Raw genomic sequence first — 21335 nt, 5'->3', positions numbered from 1 at the left:
CTCCGAATATCTTGTTGAAGATTTCAATCTTTTGACATGAAAATCTCCTTCATAGGCGCTGGTAACGTTGCCTGGCATCTGGCGCAGGCGTTTGAGGATGCGGGGCATTGGATTTGCGAGGTGTATAGCCGCGAGACGCAGAAAGCGCGTCAGCTGGCTTCTTCCTTATATGATACCAATATCCAGCCCGACCTCAATTTCTCGGAAAGCGAAGCGGAAGTAATCGTGATTGCGGTAACGGACGACGCTATCGAGAGCGTGATCCAGCGCATTGTGTTGCCCGAAGGTGTAATACTCGTGCACACTTCAGGCACACGCTCGCTGGCTGAATTTCAGAAACTTGTGGAGATTTACAGCGACGTATATGTCCACACGGGCGTGTTCTATCCTTTGCAGACATTCACAAAGGACGTCGAAATGGATTACAGCGAGCTGCCGTTCTGCATCGAGTCGCGGAATGAGCTCATTGAAGGAAAACTAATGCACCTGGCGTCGAGCGTGAGCAATAATGTAACCCGGATGGATTCCGACGAACGCTTCATTCTGCATGTAGCAGCCGTTTTTGCGAGCAATTTCACCAATTACATGCTCACAATCTCCCACGACCTGCTCGAACGCGAGCAACTCAACTTCGACCTGCTGAAACCGCTCATCCAAACCACTATTTACAAGGCCCTGGCTTCCGACGACCCGTCGATCGGCCAAACCGGCCCGGCCCGGCGAGGCGATTGGAAAACCACCGCACGCCACCTCGAATATTTGCAGGAGACCAACGAGGATTATACGGAAATATACCGCCTGCTCACCGACAAAATCCGCAACCTCTACATTTCAAAATAATAAGTAGCCGCATCGTCACGAAAAAAGTTAGGCTATATTTGCAGGATTCACAATTCGGCTATTCATGGATTCGACTTTAACGGAACGTTTCAAGCGCATTACTACCTTCATTTTTGATATCGACGGCGTCATGACCGACGGTAGCGTCATTGCTCTCGAAACCGGCGAGCAGCCCCGCATTTTTAATGTGCGCGACGGGTATGGCATCAACCGGGCGATCAGAATGGGCTACCGCGTGGCCATTATCTCCGCGCAAAGCCAGGTAGGTGTTCGGAAGCGTCTCGAATACCTGGGTGTTTCCGACATTTTCATTGGCACATCACCGGACGGCAAACTCCCCGTTTTCAAGAAATACCTTGCAGAAACCGGCCTTACCGAAGACGAAATCGTGTTCATGGGCGACGACCTGCCCGATTACGAGGTCATGCGCACGAGCGTAATGGGCGCCTGCCCGGCCGACTCCGCTGACGAGATCCTCGCTATCGCCGACTATATTTCCCCAAAAAACGGCGGCCGTGGCGCCGTTCGCGACCTGATCGAACAAGTCATGAAAGTGCAGGGGAAATGGATGGCCTGGTTTGAATAAAAAGCTTGGTGGTGGACAAGAAAAAGCGCTATTTCCCGAATCTGAACGGTATCCGTGCCATTGCCGCATCGCTGGTGGTATTTCACCACCTCGAACAGGCTAAGCATGCATTGGGCATTGCCAATGTGTACGATATGCCCATTATCCAGCATGCGGGAAGGCTTGGTGTGGGGTTGTTTTTCGTGCTGAGCGGCTTTCTGATCACCTATTTGCTGCTCGAAGAGCGTGGGCGGTTCGGGGATGTTGACGCCAAAAAGTTCTATCTGCGCCGTGTTTTCCGCATATGGCCCATTTACTTTCTCATCATAGGGTTATCGTTCTTCATTTTTCCCCACATTCCGATATTCGACTACCCGGGCATTGAAGAAAAGTTGACCATAAACCTGCCCGAGCGGCTCACGTTGCTGCTTTTGGTACTGCCCAACTTCGCATTTGTTCTGTACGATCTGCCCTACTGGTGCGCGCAAACGTGGTCCATCGGCGTGGAAGAGCAATTCTATTACCTCTGGCCGTGGTTGATCAAATATCCCAAAAAGCGTGTTCCGATATTCATTTTTTTCCTTTTACTAACCGCGGGATTGCTTTATCTAGGCCTCGAAATGGTTGACCCGTCGGAGGAAACCCGCAAGTCGATGATCACGACATTCCTCGGCCAGTTCCGCATTCAAACGATGGCATTGGGCGGCCTGTGCGCGTGGCTGGTTTATAATGATAAATTGAAATTCCTCGGTTTCATTTTCCGGAAAGACGTGCAGATCGTCGCGTACACAATCCTGCTTGCATTGTTCTTTTCCGGCGTGCATTTCTTTGGATTCCTCGAAGTATATGCGCTTTTCTTCGCATTCTTTGTGCTCAATGTCTCCTGCAATCCGAATACAATCGTGCATTTGGGGCATCCGGTGATGGATCATCTGGGCAAGATTTCCTATGGCCTTTACATTTACCACGTAGCGGTGATTGTCATGATTATCAACCTGTTCGAAATGTATGCGCCGGGCTGGCGGGATGCGGGTTATCAGGCGGTACTTTATGTCGTAAGCTTCGTCGGCTCGGTGGCGGTCGCTACTTTTTCATTTAATTATATTGAAAAACCCCTCCTGGCGTACAAAGATCGTAAGTTCGGCCGCTAGCTATTTCACCTTCGGCAGTTCCGACATCGTGTAGAATTTCAGTTTCTGCTTATCCGCCTCGCGCAAAACCGCGGCCAGAAAACTTACATTGAACCCATATTTACCATTCTGAGGCGCGCTATATAATGGTTCATGCCCGAAAACCATCAATGCAGTGCCATTTTCCTTCGCTTCCCGAATCGCCTCCACAATTTCCTCTTCGGTCACTTCGTCGTAGTCGATCATCAATGCATCCACTTTTTGCTCTCCTTTGAATGCATAATATATCGCATTCATCCACCGCGGCGGCCAGGCATAAAGCTGAATGCCTTTGAACTTCCTCCTTGAAATAGCCACATCGCGTAAAATTGTAAACCCTTTCGCCAAAAGCACTGAATCGACGCGATCGTTATGGTTTCCGCCGGGGTGCGCATAGGAGGTGGGTTTGAAACCAGCCGCATGCATGTGGCGCAGGCCCGGTTCGAGCTCGGCTTCAATGTATCCTTTCGGTCCGCCGGCAGCCATGAGTTCGGTGGATTTGGCGTGGACTGTTCCATGAAAACCGATTTCGTGACCTTCTTTTTCAAGCTGTTTCAGCATCGCTACCTCTTCCGCATTCAGGCTATCAGGGCAAGTTATGAAGAAGGTCGCTTTGGCATTATATTTCTGAAATAATGGCCGGAGCTCGTACCATTCTTTGATAAAATGATCGTCGAATGAAATGGCAATGCCGCCCGCATCGGGCTTTCCGGATGGGCTTCCGCAGCCCCAGAATACGCTCGCCAGCACGAAGAGCAATAGCCCACGCAATCCATTCAATGCATTGGAAGACGTTTTAATGTATTTCAAAACTTCGGAAATGATCTGTTATTTTCGCTAAATTAATGACACGGATGAAAATACTGCACACCGCCGACTGGCATATCGGCAAAAAGCTCGATAACTTTTCCCGCCTCGACGAACAGCGCCTCGTCCTCGAAGAAATCTGCGAAATCGCAGAACGCGAGGCCGTTGACGCGATCGTCATTGCAGGCGACTTGTTCGACAATTTCAACCCGTCGTCCGAAGCGACCGAGCTTTTGTACAGTACATTACACCGCCTTTCGGCCAACGGCACCCGCGCGGTAATCGCCATTGCCGGCAACCACGATTCCCCCGAGCGCATACAAGTACCCGACGCGCTCGCGAAGGTATGCGGCATTCTCTTTGTTGGTTTTCCGAATACGGAAGTCAAGCCATTTTGCACGCAGGGGCAGGTGGATATTGTCAAAACCGCGCCCGGTTTTCTGGAAATCAAACTTCCTAATGCCCCCTTCCCCTTGCGCGTCCTGCACACGCCTTACGCGAACGAGCAACGTTTGAAAACCTTCCTCGGCGTGGAAGAGTCGGAAGAAGCATTACGCATTCATTTGCAGGAACATTGGCAAAACCTTGCGGATCAATATCTGGATGATAACGGCTTCAACCTGTTGGCCACGCATTTGTTCGTCATGCAAAAAGGCGGTCCCATGCCCGAAGAGCCCGACGACGAGCGCCCGATCCTGCACATCGGCGGCGCCCAGGCCATTTATACCGAAAATTTCCCGAAACAGGTGCATTACATCGCATTAGGACATTTGCACCGGTTCCACCAGGTAGATAAAGTTCCGGCGCCATCGGTATATTCCAGCAGCCCGCTGGCTTACAGCTTTTCGGAGGCCAATCAGAATAAATATGTGATCCTGATCGAAGCAGAGGCCGGAAAGTTGGTCGGCTACAAGCCTATTGAATTGTTGAAAGGGAAAAAACTGCGTCGCAAGAGTTTTCATAGCATCGATGAAGCCATTGAATGGCTGGCTGAGCATTCGGAAGATTTAATTGAGCTCACCATCATTTCCGACAATTACCTCGAAGCCTCTGATAAAAAGCGGCTTATGGAAGCGCATTCGGGCATTATTCAGATCATTCCGCAGATTAAGAAGAGCGAGGTGGCGGATAACTCATCCGAAGTCGATCTATCCCTGAGTATGGAGAAGTTGTTTCAAGAGTATTTCAAAAGCAAAAACAAAGGCCAGGAGCCCTCCGAAGGCTTAATGGAAGTTTTCCGCGAGGTACTGGGAAGCGAAGCGGAGTAGTAAGAGCAATGGCGCGAAGGTTTCCTTCGTGCGCACTATTCGCAGGCCTCCGGCCGGTCATTTATGCAAAATCGTCTTTCGGTGAAGACCGGCCGGAGACCTGCGAATAGGGTGTGCAAAGCAGGAATTTTGCACCATCGCACAAAAAAGCGGGCTATCCCATTTGGAATAACCCGCTTTCTGTCCTATTTGGTCTTGATGAATATCAGCTTGCTCTTTTCAGCTTCGCTTCAATGGTTTGCTGTGTATGCGGTACAATGCGCAGACGTTCTTTCGGGATTAGTTTACCGGTGTCGATGCAAATGCCGTAAGTACCGTTTTTGATGCGGATCAGCGCGTTTTCGAGCTGTACCGAATATTTTTGAAGACGTGCGGCCAATTGGCTCAAATTCTCACGCTCACTGGCATCTGCCCCATCCTCCACTAATTTGGCCGCTCCGGCTGTTACGTCCGTGCCGCTATCGTTCTTTTTACTCAATCCTGTTTTGATGTATTCGAGCTCACTTCTTGTCGCTTCCAGCTTCCCACGGATCAGCTCTTCAAACTCCTTTAATTCTTCCTCTGAATATCTTGTTCGTTCTTCTTGCATAATCTGAATTGATTTGTTAGTCTACATCAAGGAGCGTTCAAAGCACAAAAGTACTAGTATTCTGCCTATTTCGGAATAGTATTTAATTAATAACCACTTTCAAATGAGAAACTTACTAACACTGACATCAGGGGCTATAATCAACAAAGCCAAAACCTGGGTCGGTAATGGCTTCGCTGAGAATCTCTGAAGATTATTTATAAAGCACCGATTTCACGGCCTCCACTGTGCGCTTCACGCTAGGCAGGATCTCCTCGATCAGCGTAGGCGCATAAGGCAGAGGTACATCGCGGCTGTTCACACGGATCACCGGCGCATCCATATAATCAAATGCATGGCGTTGGATGTGGTAAGCAAGTTCCGAAGAAATAGCAGCCAGTGGCCAGGCTTCTTCCACCACCACGCAACGGTTCGTTTTCTTAACTGACTCGATCACGGTAGCGTAGTCGATCGGGCGAACAGTGCGCAAATCAACCACTTCCACGTCGATACCTTCTTTTTCCAGTTGAAGCACCGCCGGCATGACCACGCGGGGGATCATTTTACCAAAAGAAACAATGGTAACGTCTTTACCCTGGCGTTTGATATCTGCCTTACCCAGCGGAATGAGGTACTCTTCCTCAGGTACCGCCATTTTATCACCGTACATCACCTCCGACTCCATGAAAATCACGGGGTTATTGTCGCGGATGGATGATTTCAAAAGACCTTTTGCGTCGTAAGGGTTCGAAGGAACGACCACTTTCAGACCGGGCGTGTTAGCAAACCAGTTTTCGAAGTTCTGGGAGTGCTGTGCACCCAATTGGCCTGCATTACCGGTCGGGCCGCGGAACACGATCGGGCAACCGTACTGGCCGCCTGACATCGAAAGAATTTTCGCCGCGCTGTTGATGATCTGATCGATCGCCACCAGCGAGAAGTTGAATGTCATGAACTCGACGATCGGACGAAGGCCGTTTCCGGCAGCACCCACCGCAATCCCCGCAAAGCCAAGCTCCGCGATGGGCGTATCGATCACGCGGTCGGGACCGAACTCATCGAGCATTCCCTGACTCGCCTTATAAGCACCGTTGTATTCCGCAACCTCTTCACCCATCAAAAAAATACTCTTGTCAAGGCGCATCTCTTCCGACATAGCGTCGCGAATGGCATCTCTAAATGCTATTTCTTTCATTCGTAATTCTGATAATTATTAATTCTTAGAAGAAACCACCGCAGCATCATTGCATCTGGTACAGACCGACCTGCGCGGTTACATTAAAAGAGGTTTTGTACACTTGTTTCAAAATGATCTGGTAAAATTAGGCAACACCGGCCAATTCTCAAATTCTTTACTTGAACCATTCTGTTAAAAAATGGGGTAAATGCAGCCCATTCCAGTATTAAATCGGGATCACGTCCACTTCTACCGAAAGCGTGTGTTTTCCATAACTGAAAATAATGCCTTTCAGCGGCGGCACATCGCTGTAATCGCGGCCCCAGGCGGTGACGATGTGGCGTTCGCCGGGCACTACATTGTTCGTGGGATCAAAGTCGCACCAGCCGTAATCCGGGATAAAAACCGAAATCCACGCATGCGACGCATCGGAGCCCTGCAACTTGGGTTTTCCCGGCGGAGGAAGCGTTTCGAGATACCCGCTCACATACCGCGCGGCAAAGCCGAAACTGCGGATACAAGCAATGGCCAGATGCGAAAAATCCTGACAAACGCCCTTTTTAGCCGCCAAAACCTCTTTAATAGGGGTATTAACAGTCGTAAAATCCGGCATGAACTTGAATTCGGTGTAAATCTTTTTGCAAAGCTTCGCAATGCATTCGTACAAAGGCACCTGATCATCGAAACAATCGCTCGCAAATGCCCTCACTTCGGCGTCCCATTTCACCTGCGGACTGGGTAATGTGTATTCCAAAACCGAAATCTTCGTCGCGCGGTCGCTTGTAAGCCGCTCTCTGGCCTCTCCACTGGTGACCGACGACGGAATGAACAGCGAGCCCGTACGCTCTTTCAGACGTTCGACAATAGCCGTTGTGAGCACAGTGAGCGTTTTATGCGGCGAATGCAGGGAAAAATAATGCGTGGTATTGCCGTAAAAATCGACCCGCTCGCTGATCTGAGCGGGTTCAGGGGTGATTTTAATGCTGAAATCCTGACAAAGCTGGTCCGGTAGTGTGCGCGGCGTAAGACACACGAGGCTGTGGTAATTGTTCACTGCCTCGGCGTATTTGTATTCGGTTTTATGGATCAGCTTATACTTCATCCGTATCGTAGTCCAACGGTTCGAAAGAGTGGTGTATCAATGTATGGCTGAAATACTGGTTGGTGAGGTAAATGGATACCGAACTCACCAGCCTTGCTACCTCTCCGAGCAGGGTGAAGAGCTCGTCCCGCTCGTCGTCGGCATTGCATTTGCACAAATCCTGGATGTTCGAAAGTTTGATCAGCGTCGATGCTTTCAATGCAAGCTTTTCGGCCTCATTCAGCCTTTCCCCATGCACGGTAGCAGGCAGTTCCGCCAGGTTTTTACCCAGTTCATCGAGCATATATGTCAACGAATAGGGCAGCCGCGGTTCAAGCAAAATCATATCCAGCATGGCTTCCACACTCAAATGCGACTTATAGATCTGCCGGTAATTCACCAGCATATGATGGTTGATCAGCGTCGCTTCTATCAGCTCATTCTCCACGGCAGCCGTACGCCCCACGCCGAAGTTCGACTGGATCACGCTGATTCTCGACAATATCCGCTCAATCAGTTTCCCGGTTTCCAGCAACAAATAGCTATTATCCCGCGGCATGCTTTCGGCGATCACACCCAGGAACGTGAACATATTGTTGAACAGCCCGTCGAGCGTGCGCTGGATGTTGGTGCTGTTCATGTGCGACGCATTCCGGATCTCGTGGTAGCCGTTGTCGATCAGATCCACGATCCGCCATATTTCCAGCTCCCATTGGTTCCGTACCGCACCCACAGCATTCAGGAACGAGCCAATATTCGACGCGACGGTGCCTGCCCGCCCACTATCGGAAATCAATGCGATGATTTCCTTGTAAGGGTCATTCAGCTTTTCATCCCCATCCAGAAACCCGGGATACGTGGATGAGACGTGCGTCAGCGACTGTAAAAGCACTTTGATATGCTCCTGCTTCGCCGACCCTCCGAAGTTCCGATCGAGGTTGAGCACATTGATCGTAACATTCATAAACTTGATCACGGCCATTGCCCGCTCGCAGTACCGCCCTACCCAGAACAGGTTTTCGGCACTACGGCTCGGAAGCGACACATGCTTATTCACCGCGGCAGGGGTGTTCAGCACAATGCGTTCCTGCGGCTCGTCGGATTTGTCGGAGACGATCCAGGTATCTTTGGAAAAACCACCCTGTTGGTTGGAAATCACAAACCGGTCCTTCACCGCCGAGCTCCGCGTAAGCCCGCCCTGCATTACGTGATAACCGTTTTCGTCGGCCACCATAAATGCCCGCAGCGCAGCATAGCGCGGCTCAATCGCACCGTTGATCAATGAAGGTGTTGTGGAAAGGCTTACTTCCTGCTGCGCGATAAAATCGTGCGGTCGCTGGATAATCATCGCTTTCAACTTCTCTTTTTCCTCCTTGCTCTGGGTCCGGCCATAAATCGAGGCGAATTTGGATTTGCGGTTCGCCTTTTTGATGATCAGCTCGTCGATATTGTCGAGTACGTAAGCCAGTTCTTTCTGATGCCCGCACCACCAGGTGGCCACATTAGGCATAATCAACTTTTCGCCCAGAAAATACTGGCATATATTTTCCATGAATGCCAGAAAAGCGTGGTTTTCGAGCACGCTCGATCCCGGCGGGTTCATCACCTGCACGTTGCCCAGGCGGATCGCTTGTAAAAGTCCCGGTACACCCAGCCGGGAGTCCTCCCGCAATTCCAGCGGATCGCACCATTCGTCGTCGACCCGGCGGACAATCACGTCCACTTTTTGCAAGCCGTCGATGGATTTCAGCCATACGCTCCCATTACGTACAAGCAGGTCATCGCCCTGCGCGAGCGTGTAGCCCAGGTACGAAGCCAGGTAAGCATGTTCGAAATAGGCCTCATTGCCCGGTCCGGGGGTGAGGTACACGATATTGGGGGCATCGCGGGTTTTGTCCGCCAGCCTGAGTACCGTGTTTTGAATGCTGTTAAAAAAAGGCGAGAGCTTGCTTACATACATGCCGTCGGCCAGCTCGGGCAATAGCTTGCTCATTACAATGCGGTTTTCGAGCGTATAGCCCGAGCCCGAGGGCGCCTGCGTGCGGCTGTCGAGCACCCACATTTGCCCGTCCGGTCCCCGCGCCATGTCGGCCGCGAATAACGTCAGCTGCCGCGGGCCGGGGACTTTGATATCAATGCAAGGCCGTAAAAATCCTGTGTTCTCAAAAACGAGCTCCGCCGGGATGACGGCGTCCTTCACCAGGTTTCTGGGCCCGTATATATCTTTTAAAATAAGGTCGAGTAATACCGCCCGCTGCTGTAAACCTTTCGAAATCTTCTCCCATTCACGATGTTCTATCAGGAAAGGGATCGGGTCGAGCTGCCAGGGACGGTTCATGCCGTCGGGACTGCCGTAGACATTGTAAGTCACACCATTCTCCCGCAGCTTACTGATAATCTCCTGGTTACGGTTTTGGAGCTCCCCGATGCCCAGCTTTTCCAGCGTGGCAAAAAGCGCCTGCCAGTGTGGCTTCAATTTTCCGTTGGGATCCAGCACCTCGTCGTAGGAAGTCAGGCCGGCTTGATAGGATTGTAACAGATTCACGGAAGCCTCGGTAAGCATATTCAAAGTCAGGGTTATACTGCAAATCTATCGCGATTTCCAGAATTTGCGTAAATCCAGCGTATTGGGATACTCCGGATTGATCAGTTCGATCGGGGTGTCGCCGCGCATTTCCTTTTTCGTTTCGGCTACAAACCGGGAAACACCCGAGGCCGTTTTCTCGATAACCGGCACCTCGCGGGTAGCCGACGGTGTATGCCCGAATCCCTGGAACAAGCTGATTTTGCGTGATTCGGCCTCGAAACTATTGACCGGATAAGTATCAAAACTACGCCCGCCAGGGTGCGAAACGAAATAGGTACAGCCGCCCAATATACGGTTATTCCAGGTATCCACAATATCAAAAACCAGTGGTGCATCAGCCCCGATCGTCGGGTGCAATGCCGACGGCGGGTTCCAGGCTTTGTAGCGGATTCCCGACACATATTCGCCCTTGATACCCGCACTCCGGAGTGGGACGCGGCAGCCGTTGCAGACCAGAATATGCCTTCCTTCCACAAAACCGCTCACTTTCACCTGCAACCTTTCGAGCGAGGAATCCACAAACCGCGCGGTACCCGCATTCGACAATTCTTCTCCTAAAACATGCCAGGGCTCAATGCCCAGGCGCAATTCCAGCTGAATATTGTCGACCGTAATTCCGCCGTAATACGGGAAGCGGAACTCGAAGAACGGGTCGAACCACGAAATATCGAAATTGTAACCTGCCGCTTTCAGGTCGTTCACCACATCCACCATATCGAGGTAGGCGAAATGCGGCAGCAGGAAGCGGTCGTGAAGCTCCGTACCCCAGCGGATGAGTTTATGTTTGTAAGGTTCTTTCCAAAACTTCGCGATGAGCGCGCGTATGAGGAGCGTCTGCACGAGGTTCATATGCTTGTGCGGCGGCATATCGAATGCCCGGAATTCGAGAATACCCAGCCGTCCGCTCGATGAATCGGGCGAATACAGTTTATCCATACAAAACTCCGAGCGGTGGGTATTGCCCGTGATATCTACCAATAAATTCCTGAAAATGCGGTCGACCATCCAGAACGGCACTTCGCCATGCTCGGGAATCTGGTCAAATGCGATTTCTACTTCATACAATCGCTCGTCACGGCCTTCGTCGATACGCGGCGCCTGGCTGGTGGGGCCAATGAACGGGCCCGCGAAAAGGTAGCTCAACGCCGGGTGATGTTGCCAATAGGTCAAAAGGCTGCGCAGCAAGTCGGGGCGGCGCAAAATCGGGCTGTCGGCCGGTTTGGCACCGCCGATGGTCACGTGGTTACCGCCGCCGGTGCCGGTATGCCGGCCATCGACCATGAATTTATCCGTTCCGAGCCGCGAGAAGAACGCCTCTTCATACAATGCGCTGATATTATCGACCAGTTCCTGCCAGTTTTTCGCCGGATGGATATTCACCTCAATCACCCCGGGATCTGGCGTGACGATCAGCTTCTGCACCCGGTAATCCGACGGCGCCGGATATCCTTCGATCCGCACCGGCATTTTCAGCTTCTCGGCAGTGGCTTCAATGGATGCCATCAGGTCGAGGTAATGTTCCAGGTAATCGGTGGGCGGCAGGAACACGTAAATAATGCCGTCGCGCTCCTCCACGCAAATCGCCGTTTTAATCACCGGCACGTCGAAAAGCAGGTTATTCTGAGCTTCTTCTTCCGGTTTTTTCTTTGAATCCTCGTCAATCGGCAACACATTCAAAGGCAATTCGTATACGGGTGCTACCGAACCGTAGCGTGCCTGCACAATGGGTTGGTAATCGGCCAATGCAGGCAAATCCTCAAACGGGCTGCGCTCCACAGGTTGCTCCCGCCGTTCTTTGGCGATTTCGGGCAGCGAGTTCAATGGTAAACGATAACCCATCGCCGAATTCCCTGGGATCAGGAAACAGTTGCCGCGGCGGAACTGCCAGGCCGTACTCGTCCAATGCTTCCCACTTTCGTCCCATTTCACCGGAATCACGAACCCGGCAGGGTTATTCAAGCCCTTTTCGAGCAATTTGGCCAATGTCCTGCGTTCGACGGAATCTTTGAGATTCACCTTCAACGGGTCGACATTCACCGGCAATTTGCCCTCTTCCATGGCCCAGTAGATAGGATCCTCGTAGGCCGGGGTAATGTTGTTGGTATCGAGGCCGAGGTATTTGGTTAATTCATTAGTAAAAACCTCCGCATCCCCGAACGTGAATTTCGTTTGTCCTTCCTTGGCTACCAGATCATCGTTTTTCCACATCGGGACGCCGTCATTCCGCCAGTAAAGCGCATATTGCCAGCGCGGGAACAATTCGCCCGGGTACCATTTACCCTGACCAAAATGCAACAGCCCGCCATGCGCAAATCTGTTTTTAAGCCTCAATGAAAGGTCATAAGCCAGTTGCCGCTTCAACGGCCCGTCGGCAGCCGTATTCCATTCGGCCGATTCGTAATCATCTATGGAAATGAAGGTAGGCTCGCCGCCCATTGTGAGGCGAACGTCGTTTTCCTGCAAATCCTTTTCCACATCATACCCGACCTGCATCACCTGCGCCCATTGTTCCTCAGAATAGGGCTTGGTCACGCGCGGGTCCTCGTGAATGCGGAAAACCTTGTTATCAAATTCAAAGGTCACTTCGGCAACATCCGTAGCCCCCGAAACCGGGGCTGCGCTGGCGTAATCGGGCGTGCAGCAGAGCGGAATGTGGCCTTCGCTGGCAAAAAGTCCGGAAGTAGGATCCAGGCCAATCCATCCCGCTCCGGGTACGTATGCCTCCGTCCATGCGTGAAGGTCGGTAAAATCGGCCTCCGGCCCGGAAGGCCCGTCGAGCGACTTGATATCGGAAGTAAGCTGCACCAGGTAGCCCGACACAAACCGCGCTGCAATGCCCAGATGCCGCAGGATCTGCACCAGCAGCCACGCCGAATCGCGGCAGGATCCGCTTTGGATCGTGAGCGTCTGTTCGCAGGTCTGCACACCCGCTTCCATGCGGATGTTGTAATTAATGGCCTTGTACAGCTCCTGATTGAGATACACCAGGAAATCGACCGTTTTGATATCCTGCTGAATATTCAGTTTTTGAATAAAATCCATCAAAAGCGGCCCCGCTTCGCGTGGCTCGAGGTAAGGCCCCAGCTCCTTTTCCAGGGTTTCCTCGTATTTGAACGGATATTTATCCGCGTAATCCTCCACAAAAAAGTCGAACGGGTTGATCACCTGCATTTTGGCGATCACCTCCACATCAATGCTTAGTTCTGTTGCTTTTTCGGGAAACACCACCCGCGCCTGGTAATTTCCGAACGGGTCCTGCTGCCAGTTGATGAAATGGTTTTCGGGCGTAATTTTCAGGGAATAGCCCTCGATCGGCGTGCGTGAATGCGGCGCGGGGCGCAATCTGAAAATATGCGGTGAAAGCGAAACACTCCGGTCGAACTTATATCTTGTTTTGTGCGAAATAGCAACTTTTATAGCCATAATAGGAGTATTATTATAAAATCATATAATTTGGCGCACGGGAAAATACATTACCCTAAACAAATGCTTTACGCTTATTTTTCAAAATATAAGATTGAAGCAAATGAATGAAACGAAATTTTCTTTCAGGCCTATAATCATACCCGCCCGTCCGGGGCTGATAATTCCTTAAAAGTTACGACATTCGCCAAAATCCTTACGATACCATTAGTTTAGTCCAAAATGAAAATTGCTATCATCGGCTGCGGCAACATGGGTATGGCCTTCGCCCGCGCCTTCCTGAAATTTGACCTTGTCAAAAACCAGGACTTTTTACTGGTTGAAAAAAGCGCAGACCGTATGGACAGCCTCACAAGCTTCCAACCGGGCGTAATTACGGGCATTATCGGCCCGCAGATCGGCGAGTACGACCTGATCATCCTTTCAGTGAAGCCGCAGGATTTTCTTTCGGTAGCCGGCGCACTCAAAGAAGTCATCAAACCCAGCCAGGTAGTATTGTCGATTATGGCCGGCGTTACCATCGAAGGCATTCAGAATGCGCTGGACCACAAAGCGGTGATCCGTGCAATGCCTAACACGCCTGCAATGCTTGGAATGGGCATTACGGCCTATTCAGCATCCCCCGAAGTGGATATTCATCAACTACGCAAAATAGAAAACCTCATCAACGCAACCGGCCGGTCGGTATTTCTTGAAGAGGAGGAACAACTGAATGCGGTGACGGCGTTGAGCGGCAGTGGTCCGGCTTACTTTTTTTATGTCGTAAAAGCGATGATCGAAGCCGGCAAGCAAATGGGCTTTGAAGAAAACGTGGCCGCATTGCTCGTGAAACAAACCATGCTCGGCTCCTACCACCTGATCAACACGGCCGATAAGTCGCTCGACGACCTGATCAAGGCGGTTGCTTCCAAAGGTGGTACTACCGAGGCTGCATTGCGCCAGTTTGAAGCCGGTGAACTTGATAAGACACTTGAAAAAGGCATTTTTGCCGCGCAAGTGCGGTCGGCAGAGTTGTCAAGAGGATAATAGTATTGAATAAAGCCCCGCGCGGCAAGCGTCCGCGCGGGGCACACACTTCACAATCATCAAACACAGAAAAATAATGGGAACGTCCGCCAGTAAACTCGCCACCCTTGACATTGTTCTGAACGGCCTCATGCGCCGCTACAAAGAGCGCGTCCCCGACGTAGGTGTTATCCTCGACGCGATGGTAGCTGATGGCGTCGTTGAAAATGCTAACGATATCGAAAACGACCACATCGCATTCCGTACGATGGGTGTGCCTCAGCTCGGCGTGCAGTCGTTTGAGAAAATTTTCCTGCATTACGGCTACGAAAAGCGCGACCATTACTTTTTTGAAGGCAAAAAGCTCGATGCATGGTGGTACGCCCCGCCCCGCGAAACCGATCCGCGCATTTTCGTGAGCGAGCTTCGCGTTGGCGATCTTTCGGAGGAAAGCCAGCGCACCATCCGTAGCTACACCGACGAAGTGCTCACGGATCCCGCCGATTCGCTCGACCTCGACGATGGCGAAGCCGTGGACGCATTCCTGCACCAGCCGCTCTGGCGCACGCCGACGGTTTCGGACTACCAGTCGTTGCTCAAAGAAAGTGAATACGCCGCATGGGTCATTTACAACCGCTATTATCTCAACCATTTCACGATCAGCGTCCATAACCTCCCGGAAGGCTACAACACCGTCGCGCAGTTCAACGAATTTCTCGAAAAGCACGGCATTAAGCTGAATACTTCGGGCGGTAAGATCAAAGTAAGCCCTGACGGAGGGTTATTGCAAAGCGCTACTGTGGCCGAAATGCTGGATGCCGAGTTTGCTAACGGCGAAAAACTGCGCATTTCAGGCTCTTATGTGGAGTTTGCGGAGAGGAAGGTGCTGCCGGAATTTGTCAGTCTTCCAGCCGGTGAAATCAAGAGAAAACACCGCCGGGATGGCTTTGAGGCAGGTAATGCGGATAAAATTTTTGAGAGTACCTATACAACGCAGACGGGTCGTTAGGAGTTATTACGCCGTGTATTCCTGATTGATAACACATTAATTAGCCGATTATCGACGATTCTATAATAAATGATAATATGCTTGTTCACCACGCATTCCCGGACACCGGGTTGGTTTGCGGACTCACGACACATATGGGGCATTTCGCTGATGGCCTCCATTTTGTCAGTGATGCCGATCAGAAAGTCCATTTTTACTTTCGCCGACCAATTCTGTTCCAAATATTCTGCAATTTCTTCAATGTCTGCCCTTGCCCGGTCAGATAGTCTTACGTTCAATGCCATGTGTGTCCTTCATATATGCGAAGAAATCGATGTCGCGACCAGCATCGGCATCGGCAATGCCTTCTTCAATTGCCGCTTTCGTTTCTTCATCTAGTGTGTCCCAGAAATCTTCCTCAACTTGCGCTTTTCTGGCCAGGAAAATAATACAGGCTTCTAGTATTGCCTTGTCATTTATCCGGTCTATCAGCGAATACAGGGTGGACTTCAGATCTATTTGTGTCATCACAATAGTGGTAATGTTTAATACTAAGTTAATCAAAATTTACCACCCAAAAAATCTTACTCATTCACAAGCAAATGCACAACCCGCAGCGCATTCCCTTCACTCTTCTCATTTTTCTCCGTTGAAATCGTCAAATGCAGCTTGTGCTTACCTGCTGATAGTTCATCGGCCAGCATGAGATACCATGGCAAGTGCAGCTGATTGCTCCAAGGCGTGTAAGTATCGAGCGTCTGCGGCTTTTTGCCGTCGATGGTGTAGGTGATTTTGCCCGCGTCGGGTCCTGAAATGATCGCGATACCGACGCCACGCCCTTTGAATTCGAAATCCAGCGAAGAACCGGCCGTTTCGCTCACCAGCATCGGTACGTTCACAAATCCAGGCCTGGTAGAAAACTTCACCTTCGGTTTCCAATCGGGATCGAGCGTGAATCCTTTGAGATTTTTAGCTTCTTCCAGTTTATGGTAGCTCCCTTTCTCGTAGCTAAAACGGTCCATCGCAGCGGGAAGCTTTATAGCACCAGCGGCAGGAGATTCCATTTTCAGCATTTCCTTGATGGTTTGGGCATAAATTTCCTGGCCATACGGCGACGGGTGCAAGTCTTTGAAATCGTATTTCCAGGTGAATTCACCAGCCTTAATGCGGTCGTACACCTCTTTGGCGAGGTTAATGTAAACGGCCCCGTAATATTTCGCCACGCGCTCGTGCACACCTACCTCCACAGGTTCCTTGCCGGCTTCATAGTCGTCATTCTTTTTCGGCTCTGCAAAAGCCATCATCACCACATTCGCTGTCGGATTGGCTGCATACATTTGCCTCAAAATACCGTCCAATGCCCTAATTTGCGCCTTTTCGCTGAAACCATTCCCACGGTCATTTACGGCTGCCTCTACGAAAAGTAAGTCGGGCGTTCCTTTCGCGAGCACGTCGCGGCTGAAACGCATGGAATGTGGCGTGCTGCCCAGCGATGGAATGCCCGCAGCGATGAATGTGAACTGAGTATCCGGAAAATGCTCCTGCAAATATTGGGAGGTTTTATCGCGCCAGCCGGGGTTGTGGGTGATCGAGCCGCCGAGGAATGCGACAGTGCCTTTTTTGGTAGTCCTGAATTTGTCAAATGCATTGCCCAGGCCATTATTTAAAGTGATATAAGGCGTGTGCAACAGCGGTTTTTGAACGGGTACACTATTCTGTTCGATAAAATTGGCGAAAAATTCGGGATGCTCGATCGGGAAGTGATGGCCTTCCAGCGTCTGCTCGCCGCGCGTCATCGGGTATACGCTCACGGGCCCGCCTAATGCGAGGTAATTTTTGACAAGCAAATCCGTATTTTCAGCAACCGGCGCATGTTCGTCTTTTAAGCCTACCACATGGACGATAGGCACTTTATAGGAAGCTAACCCGGCCAGGTCGTTCAGTGGGATGTCGGTGAATGTGGCCGCCTGCTCTTCGGTCATATTGAAAATCTGCTTCCACGCCTCCCAGTCCTTGGGCGAGCCTTTGCCCTTACCCTTTCCGCCGGGCCAGCTTTTCGGATCGGCAACGGGTGCTTCGGCGTAAATGCAGCTTATTTTATCAGGATTCCGTTTCGCCCAGCCATACACGTACAGACCACCGCGGCTGACGCCTTCCAATGCCACTTTCGGGGCGAAATGCTTTTCCTTCACGAGGTAATCGTAAAAAGCGTCCCATACCTGCATGGCTTTCGGATGTGCGAACATGTCGTTCGTGTTGACGTACGCCACGTGAAACCCGCGTGAGAGCAAAATACTGTCCATATCGGTGTGCCATGTGGGGAAATGTGCCCTCCATATCCACGGATTGCCGTCGATGGCCTTTCTGGGCTTCACGTACCACGCATTGCGGTCCTGAAATGTGAATTCCACTTTTTCAAAACCTTTCCACTGGGTCGTTTTTTCGGGGATTTGGGCTGAAATATAGGTTGCGGACAGTAGCAAAACGGCCAGCAGGTTCCATGAGAAGCTTTTCGTGTTCATAGCCTTCAAAAGCACGCACGCGACCCATTTTACCGGGAGGCACATCTGCTTTGGTATGATATTTTAAATATTTACCCTGAAAACAATCTTGAAAAAGACTTATGGATAAGATCGAAAAGTTTAAGACCATGGAGAAAATCCTGCGCGAGATCGAGGATTTGAAAAACAGCGAGACTGCCGTGATCAAGAAGATTGGTCAGATTGAAACAGAAAACATGAACGTCAACGTCCAAAACCTCGACAAGTCACTGAACGAGATTTACGACGGTGTTTATAAAAATCTCCAGAATGTGGAAAACCTTCAAAACTCGTTCACCGAAACGGTAGCCGATTTCAAGGAGAAGAACAAAATCACCGATGAGATGTTACTTGAACTAAGAGAATAAATTACCCCTATATCATCAGACTAAAAACCAAAAGAAGCCCGGATCGCATGATCGCGGGCTTCTTGTTGATGGGAGAAAGGAGGAAAAGGAGGAAGGGGAGGATGGGGAGGAAGGAAGAAAGGGAAAAGGCAGATTAAAAAATCCCTTTCCTCCCCTTCCTCCATCCTCCCTTTTCTCCCTGCTAACGTAGCTTCAACGTAGCGAGCGTCAGAATCGCGAGGATAATGCCGACAATCCAGAACCGTGTTACGATTTTGGCCTCGTGAATGCCTTTTTTCTGGTAATGGTGGTGCAGCGGCGACATCAGGAATATTCTTCGCCCTTCGCCGTATTTCTTTTTGGTGTATTTAAAATAACTGACCTGTAATATCACCGACGCATTCTCGACGATGAAAATCCCGCACATGACCGGGATCAGCCACTCTTTACGGATCGCCAGCGCTACCACGGCGATCACCCCGCCGAGCATCAAACTACCCGTATCACCCATAAATACCTGTGCAGGGTACGCGTTATACCATAAAAACCCGACACAGGCCCCTATGAACGCCGCACAGAATATTACCAGCTCTCCCGAGTTGGGGATGTACATGATGTTCAGGTACTGCGAAAATTTGGTATTACCCGACAAATACGCCAGCACGCCGAGCGTCAATGCGATAATGCCCGACACACCCGCTGCAAGGCCGTCGATACCGTCGGTAATGTTAGCGCCATTGGAGATCGCGGTGATGATGAAAATCGCGATAATGGTGTAGATAACCCAGGTATATTCTTCGGGCAGCCAGCCAAAAAGCAGCGCCTTGTAGTCGAATTCATTGTTCTTGATAAAGGGAATGGTCGTTACCGTCGGATGGATAATGTCGCGGTAGCGCTGCACCTCGCCCAGGCTGGAACTCAGCACCGGCTGGTCATACACGCGGATTTTGACATTATCATTAAAAGAAAGTGTAATACCGACGATCAGACCCAAGCCTACCTGGCCGACGATTTTGAAACGGCCGGCCAAGCCGTCCTTATTGTTCTTGAACTTCTTTAGATAATCATCCAGAAACCCGATACCGCCCGTCCAGACAGCTGTGATAATTAGCAAAACGATGTAGACATTGCTCAATTTCGCAAACAACAAAACGGGGATCAGCAGCGACGCCAGGATAATAAACCCACCCATGGTAGGCGTTCCCGCTTTCTCCATCTGGCCTGCCAGCCCAAGGTCACGGATCGACTCGCCCATTTGCTTTCTCCGAAGGAGATTAATAATCGACTTTCCGTAGGCAGCAGCGATAAACAGCGACAAAACCGTCGCACCCAACGCCCTGAACGAGATATACTGGAATACCCCGGCCCCGGGAATGTTGAATTGTTTGTCTAAATAATCGAAGAGATAATAGAGCATGAAAAAGCGTGTTGGGATGACGGCTGCAAAATTGGTTTTTTTAATAGACTACGCCAAAAGCATAGTGATTTTTAATTGCCCGCCCGTTTTGCGAACACTTCCATCAGCACTTCTTTGTCATCAAAATGATGTTTTACGCCTTTTACATCCTGGTAATTCTCGTGTCCTTTACCGGCGATGAGGATAATGTCGCCCGGCGCCGCTTCGAGCCCTGCTTTGAGAATAGCCTCGTGGCGGTCTTCGATCACCGTCGTTTTTTTGTAATCCAATGGCGGCACGCCTTTCCGCATCTGGTCGAGGATGTCCATCGGATCTTCAAAACGCGGGTTATCCGATGTCAGGATCACGCGGTTGCTGTACCGGCAGGCGATTTCCGCCATTTTGGGACGTTTTTCTGCATCGCGGTTACCGCCGCAGCCCACCACCGTTATCACTTGCTCATTACCCTGCCGCAAATGCGTGATTGTTTCCAGCACATTTTCGAGCGCGTCGGGCGTATGTGCATAATCCACAATGCCCACAATATGGTCAGCCGAATGGAATTGCTCGAAGCGTCCCGGAGGGCTTTTCAGGTTGGAAAGTTCGGTTAAAACAGCCTCTTCTTTCTCGCCCAAAAGCACCGCTGCACCATATACTGCAAGCAGGTTGTAGGCATTGAAACGGCCGATCACACGAAACCAGACTTCCTGGCTATTGATTTCCATATGCATTCCCGCGAGCGTATCCGAGATGATCTTGCCTTTGAAAGTCGCGAGCGTCTGGAGCGAGTAGGTTTCGATACGCGCTTTGGTGTTTTGCACCATCACATTCCCACGGCGGTCATCGATGTTAATTAATGCAAATGCGGATTTAGGCAATGCATCGAAAAAGCCCTTCTTGGCTTTGATATAGTTATCGAAAGTTTTGTGAAAATCGAGGTGATCGTGGGTAATATTGGTAAAAATTCCCCCCGCAAAATGCAGCCCGGTAATGCGGTGTTGCGCCACGGAATGCGAGCTCACCTCCATAAACACGTGGCTGCATTTCCGGGCAGCCATTTGCACCAGCAATGCATTCAATGCAACGGCGTCCGGCGTGGTGTGTGTAGAAGGGATAACCTCGTCTTCGATCTGGTTCTGGACCGTCGATAGCAAACCGCAGCGATAGCCCAAAGCCCTGAAAAGCTGGAACAGGAAGGTTGCCACCGAAGTTTTACCATTGGTGCCGGTTACCCCCACGAGTTTCACTTTTTTGGAAGGATGCCCGTAGAATGCGGCGGCGATCAGCCCCATGGCCGCGGCGGAATCCTCCACCTCTACGTAGGTAACATCTTCCCTTACATTTTCCGGCAATTCCTCACACAGGATGGCCGTCGCGCCGAGCTCGGCAGCTGTGTGGATAAACTGATGGCCGTCTACCTGTGTGCCACGCAATGCCACAAAAAGGCTTCCCGGCAGTACTTTTCTGGAATCCAGAATGATATTCTTGACCTTGACGTCGGCATAGCCATGAATAATGGCCCCTTTAACTTCGCCGAGCAGGCTGCTCAACACTTGTTCGTTTTCCATGAAGGA

Annotated in this window: 18 protein-coding genes; 7 read left to right on the top strand and 11 right to left on the bottom strand. The window is 50.8% G+C overall.

The features are described from left to right. Positions 1-36: 36 nt before the first annotated feature. From J2Y43_RS24710 to J2Y43_RS24700, 3 genes are all read left to right on the top strand, one after another. A complete protein-coding gene (locus J2Y43_RS24710; RefSeq protein WP_309988202.1) occupies positions 37-840 on the top strand; it encodes a DUF2520 domain-containing protein in 804 nt (267 codons plus the stop codon). 64 nt (positions 841-904) lie between these two features. Next, positions 905-1426: an HAD family hydrolase gene (locus J2Y43_RS24705; protein ID WP_223400709.1), complete on the top strand. Its 522-nt coding sequence runs from the start codon at positions 905-907 to the stop codon at positions 1424-1426. A gap of 11 nt (positions 1427-1437) precedes the next feature. Next, entirely contained in the window at positions 1438-2556 is a 1119-nt protein-coding gene (locus tag J2Y43_RS24700) for an acyltransferase (protein WP_309988204.1), read from the top strand. Here J2Y43_RS24700 and J2Y43_RS24695 read toward each other — a convergent pair whose 3' ends face one another. Then, on the bottom strand, positions 2557-3384 hold the full coding sequence (locus tag J2Y43_RS24695; protein WP_309988206.1) for a polysaccharide deacetylase family protein: 828 nt from the start codon (positions 3382-3384) through the stop codon (positions 2557-2559). 44 nt (positions 3385-3428) lie between these two features. Between J2Y43_RS24695 and J2Y43_RS24690 the strand changes: the two genes are divergently transcribed. Beyond that, positions 3429-4649: an exonuclease subunit SbcD gene (locus tag J2Y43_RS24690; protein WP_309988207.1), complete on the top strand. Its 1221-nt coding sequence runs from the start codon at positions 3429-3431 to the stop codon at positions 4647-4649. Between the two features lie 205 nt (positions 4650-4854). Here the strand turns inward: J2Y43_RS24690 and J2Y43_RS24685 are convergent, their stop codons facing one another. The 5 genes from J2Y43_RS24685 to J2Y43_RS24665 all read right to left on the bottom strand — a co-directional run bounded on the left by J2Y43_RS24685 (position 4855) and on the right by J2Y43_RS24665 (position 13485). Beyond that, positions 4855-5241: a TraR/DksA C4-type zinc finger protein gene (locus J2Y43_RS24685; protein ID WP_106595637.1), complete on the bottom strand. Its 387-nt coding sequence runs from the start codon at positions 5239-5241 to the stop codon at positions 4855-4857. Positions 5242-5431: 190 nt separating this feature from the next. After that, the gene (locus J2Y43_RS24680) at positions 5432-6412 is read right to left on the bottom strand and encodes a pyruvate dehydrogenase complex E1 component subunit beta (RefSeq protein WP_309988210.1); all 981 of its coding nucleotides are present in this window, start codon (positions 6410-6412) and stop codon (positions 5432-5434) included. Between the two features lie 208 nt (positions 6413-6620). Continuing rightward, positions 6621-7496 (bottom strand): transglutaminase family protein, encoded by an 876-nt coding sequence (locus tag J2Y43_RS24675; protein WP_309988213.1) that lies wholly within the window; start codon positions 7494-7496, stop codon positions 6621-6623. After that, the gene (locus J2Y43_RS24670) at positions 7486-10038 is read right to left on the bottom strand and encodes a circularly permuted type 2 ATP-grasp protein (protein ID WP_309988214.1); all 2553 of its coding nucleotides are present in this window, start codon (positions 10036-10038) and stop codon (positions 7486-7488) included. Before J2Y43_RS24670 ends, J2Y43_RS24675 begins: the two co-directional genes overlap by 11 nt. 27 nt (positions 10039-10065) lie before the next feature. Then, positions 10066-13485, bottom strand: a complete 3420-nt coding sequence (locus tag J2Y43_RS24665; protein WP_309988217.1) for a transglutaminase family protein — start codon at positions 13483-13485, stop codon at positions 10066-10068. A gap of 222 nt (positions 13486-13707) precedes the next feature. Between J2Y43_RS24665 and proC the strand changes: the two genes are divergently transcribed. Together proC and J2Y43_RS24655 are read left to right on the top strand one after the other, a co-directional pair. Beyond that, positions 13708-14511, top strand: coding sequence for a pyrroline-5-carboxylate reductase (proC, locus tag J2Y43_RS24660; RefSeq protein ID WP_309988219.1), 804 nt, complete (start codon positions 13708-13710; stop codon positions 14509-14511). A 76-nt stretch (positions 14512-14587) separates the two neighbouring features. Beyond that, positions 14588-15499, top strand: coding sequence for a DUF1338 domain-containing protein (locus J2Y43_RS24655; protein WP_309988222.1), 912 nt, complete (start codon positions 14588-14590; stop codon positions 15497-15499). Here J2Y43_RS24655 and J2Y43_RS33650 read toward each other — a convergent pair. The 3 genes from J2Y43_RS33650 to J2Y43_RS24645 are packed head-to-tail and all read right to left on the bottom strand — an operon-like array spanning position 15496 to position 18000. Beyond that, a complete protein-coding gene (locus J2Y43_RS33650; RefSeq protein WP_409014486.1) occupies positions 15496-15783 on the bottom strand; it encodes a type II toxin-antitoxin system RelE/ParE family toxin in 288 nt (95 codons plus the stop codon). The genes J2Y43_RS24655 and J2Y43_RS33650 overlap by 4 nt on opposite strands. Further along, a complete protein-coding gene (locus tag J2Y43_RS24650; RefSeq protein ID WP_309988225.1) occupies positions 15758-16006 on the bottom strand; it encodes a hypothetical protein in 249 nt (82 codons plus the stop codon). The genes J2Y43_RS33650 and J2Y43_RS24650 overlap by 26 nt, the downstream gene beginning before the upstream one ends. A 56-nt stretch (positions 16007-16062) precedes the next feature. Further along, positions 16063-18000: a GDSL-type esterase/lipase family protein gene (locus J2Y43_RS24645; RefSeq protein WP_309988228.1), complete on the bottom strand. Its 1938-nt coding sequence runs from the start codon at positions 17998-18000 to the stop codon at positions 16063-16065. Between the two features lie 101 nt (positions 18001-18101). On the opposite strand from J2Y43_RS24645, the gene J2Y43_RS24640 reads away from it, so the two are divergent. After that, positions 18102-18386 (top strand): hypothetical protein, encoded by a 285-nt coding sequence (locus tag J2Y43_RS24640; RefSeq protein WP_291200882.1) that lies wholly within the window; start codon positions 18102-18104, stop codon positions 18384-18386. Positions 18387-18567: 181 nt separating this feature from the next. On the opposite strand, the gene mraY is transcribed toward J2Y43_RS24640, so the two are convergent. After that, on the bottom strand, positions 18568-19782 hold the full coding sequence (gene mraY, locus J2Y43_RS24635; RefSeq protein WP_309988232.1) for a phospho-N-acetylmuramoyl-pentapeptide-transferase: 1215 nt from the start codon (positions 19780-19782) through the stop codon (positions 18568-18570). Between the two features lie 71 nt (positions 19783-19853). After that, complete coding sequence (locus tag J2Y43_RS24630) at positions 19854-21329, bottom strand: UDP-N-acetylmuramoyl-L-alanyl-D-glutamate--2,6-diaminopimelate ligase (protein WP_309988235.1); 1476 nt, start codon at positions 21327-21329, stop codon at positions 19854-19856. Positions 21330-21335 lie beyond the last annotated feature (6 nt).

Source organism: Dyadobacter sp. BE31 (genome assembly GCF_031457695.1).
Lineage (GTDB): Bacteria > Bacteroidota > Bacteroidia > Cytophagales > Spirosomataceae > Dyadobacter.
Note: the sequence above shows the minus strand (reverse complement) of the source record. Positions and strands in the feature narration are given on the sequence as shown.

Excerpts from the sequence above, each read along its gene's own strand:
- J2Y43_RS24710 (WP_309988202.1), top strand. The coding sequence starts at position 37 with ATGAAAATCTCCTTCATAGGCGCTGGTAACGTTGCCTGGCATCTGGCG.
- J2Y43_RS24705 (WP_223400709.1), top strand. The coding sequence starts at position 905 with ATGGATTCGACTTTAACGGAACGTTTCAAGCGCATTACTACCTTCATT.
- J2Y43_RS24690 (WP_309988207.1), top strand. The coding sequence starts at position 3,429 with ATGAAAATACTGCACACCGCCGACTGGCATATCGGCAAAAAGCTCGAT.
- J2Y43_RS24680 (WP_309988210.1), bottom strand. The coding sequence starts at position 6,412 with ATGAAAGAAATAGCATTTAGAGATGCCATTCGCGACGCTATGTCGGAA.
- J2Y43_RS24675 (WP_309988213.1), bottom strand. The coding sequence starts at position 7,496 with ATGAAGTATAAGCTGATCCATAAAACCGAATACAAATACGCCGAGGCA.
- J2Y43_RS24670 (WP_309988214.1), bottom strand. The coding sequence starts at position 10,038 with ATGCTTACCGAGGCTTCCGTGAATCTGTTACAATCCTATCAAGCCGGC.
- J2Y43_RS24665 (WP_309988217.1), bottom strand. The coding sequence starts at position 13,485 with ATGGCTATAAAAGTTGCTATTTCGCACAAAACAAGATATAAGTTCGAC.
- proC (WP_309988219.1), top strand. The coding sequence starts at position 13,708 with ATGAAAATTGCTATCATCGGCTGCGGCAACATGGGTATGGCCTTCGCC.
- J2Y43_RS24655 (WP_309988222.1), top strand. The coding sequence starts at position 14,588 with ATGGGAACGTCCGCCAGTAAACTCGCCACCCTTGACATTGTTCTGAAC.
- J2Y43_RS33650 (WP_409014486.1), bottom strand. The coding sequence starts at position 15,783 with ATGGCATTGAACGTAAGACTATCTGACCGGGCAAGGGCAGACATTGAA.
- J2Y43_RS24650 (WP_309988225.1), bottom strand. The coding sequence starts at position 16,006 with ATGACACAAATAGATCTGAAGTCCACCCTGTATTCGCTGATAGACCGG.
- J2Y43_RS24645 (WP_309988228.1), bottom strand. The coding sequence starts at position 18,000 with ATGAACACGAAAAGCTTCTCATGGAACCTGCTGGCCGTTTTGCTACTG.
- J2Y43_RS24640 (WP_291200882.1), top strand. The coding sequence starts at position 18,102 with ATGGATAAGATCGAAAAGTTTAAGACCATGGAGAAAATCCTGCGCGAG.
- mraY (WP_309988232.1), bottom strand. The coding sequence starts at position 19,782 with ATGCTCTATTATCTCTTCGATTATTTAGACAAACAATTCAACATTCCC.
- J2Y43_RS24630 (WP_309988235.1), bottom strand. The coding sequence starts at position 21,329 with ATGGAAAACGAACAAGTGTTGAGCAGCCTGCTCGGCGAAGTTAAAGGG.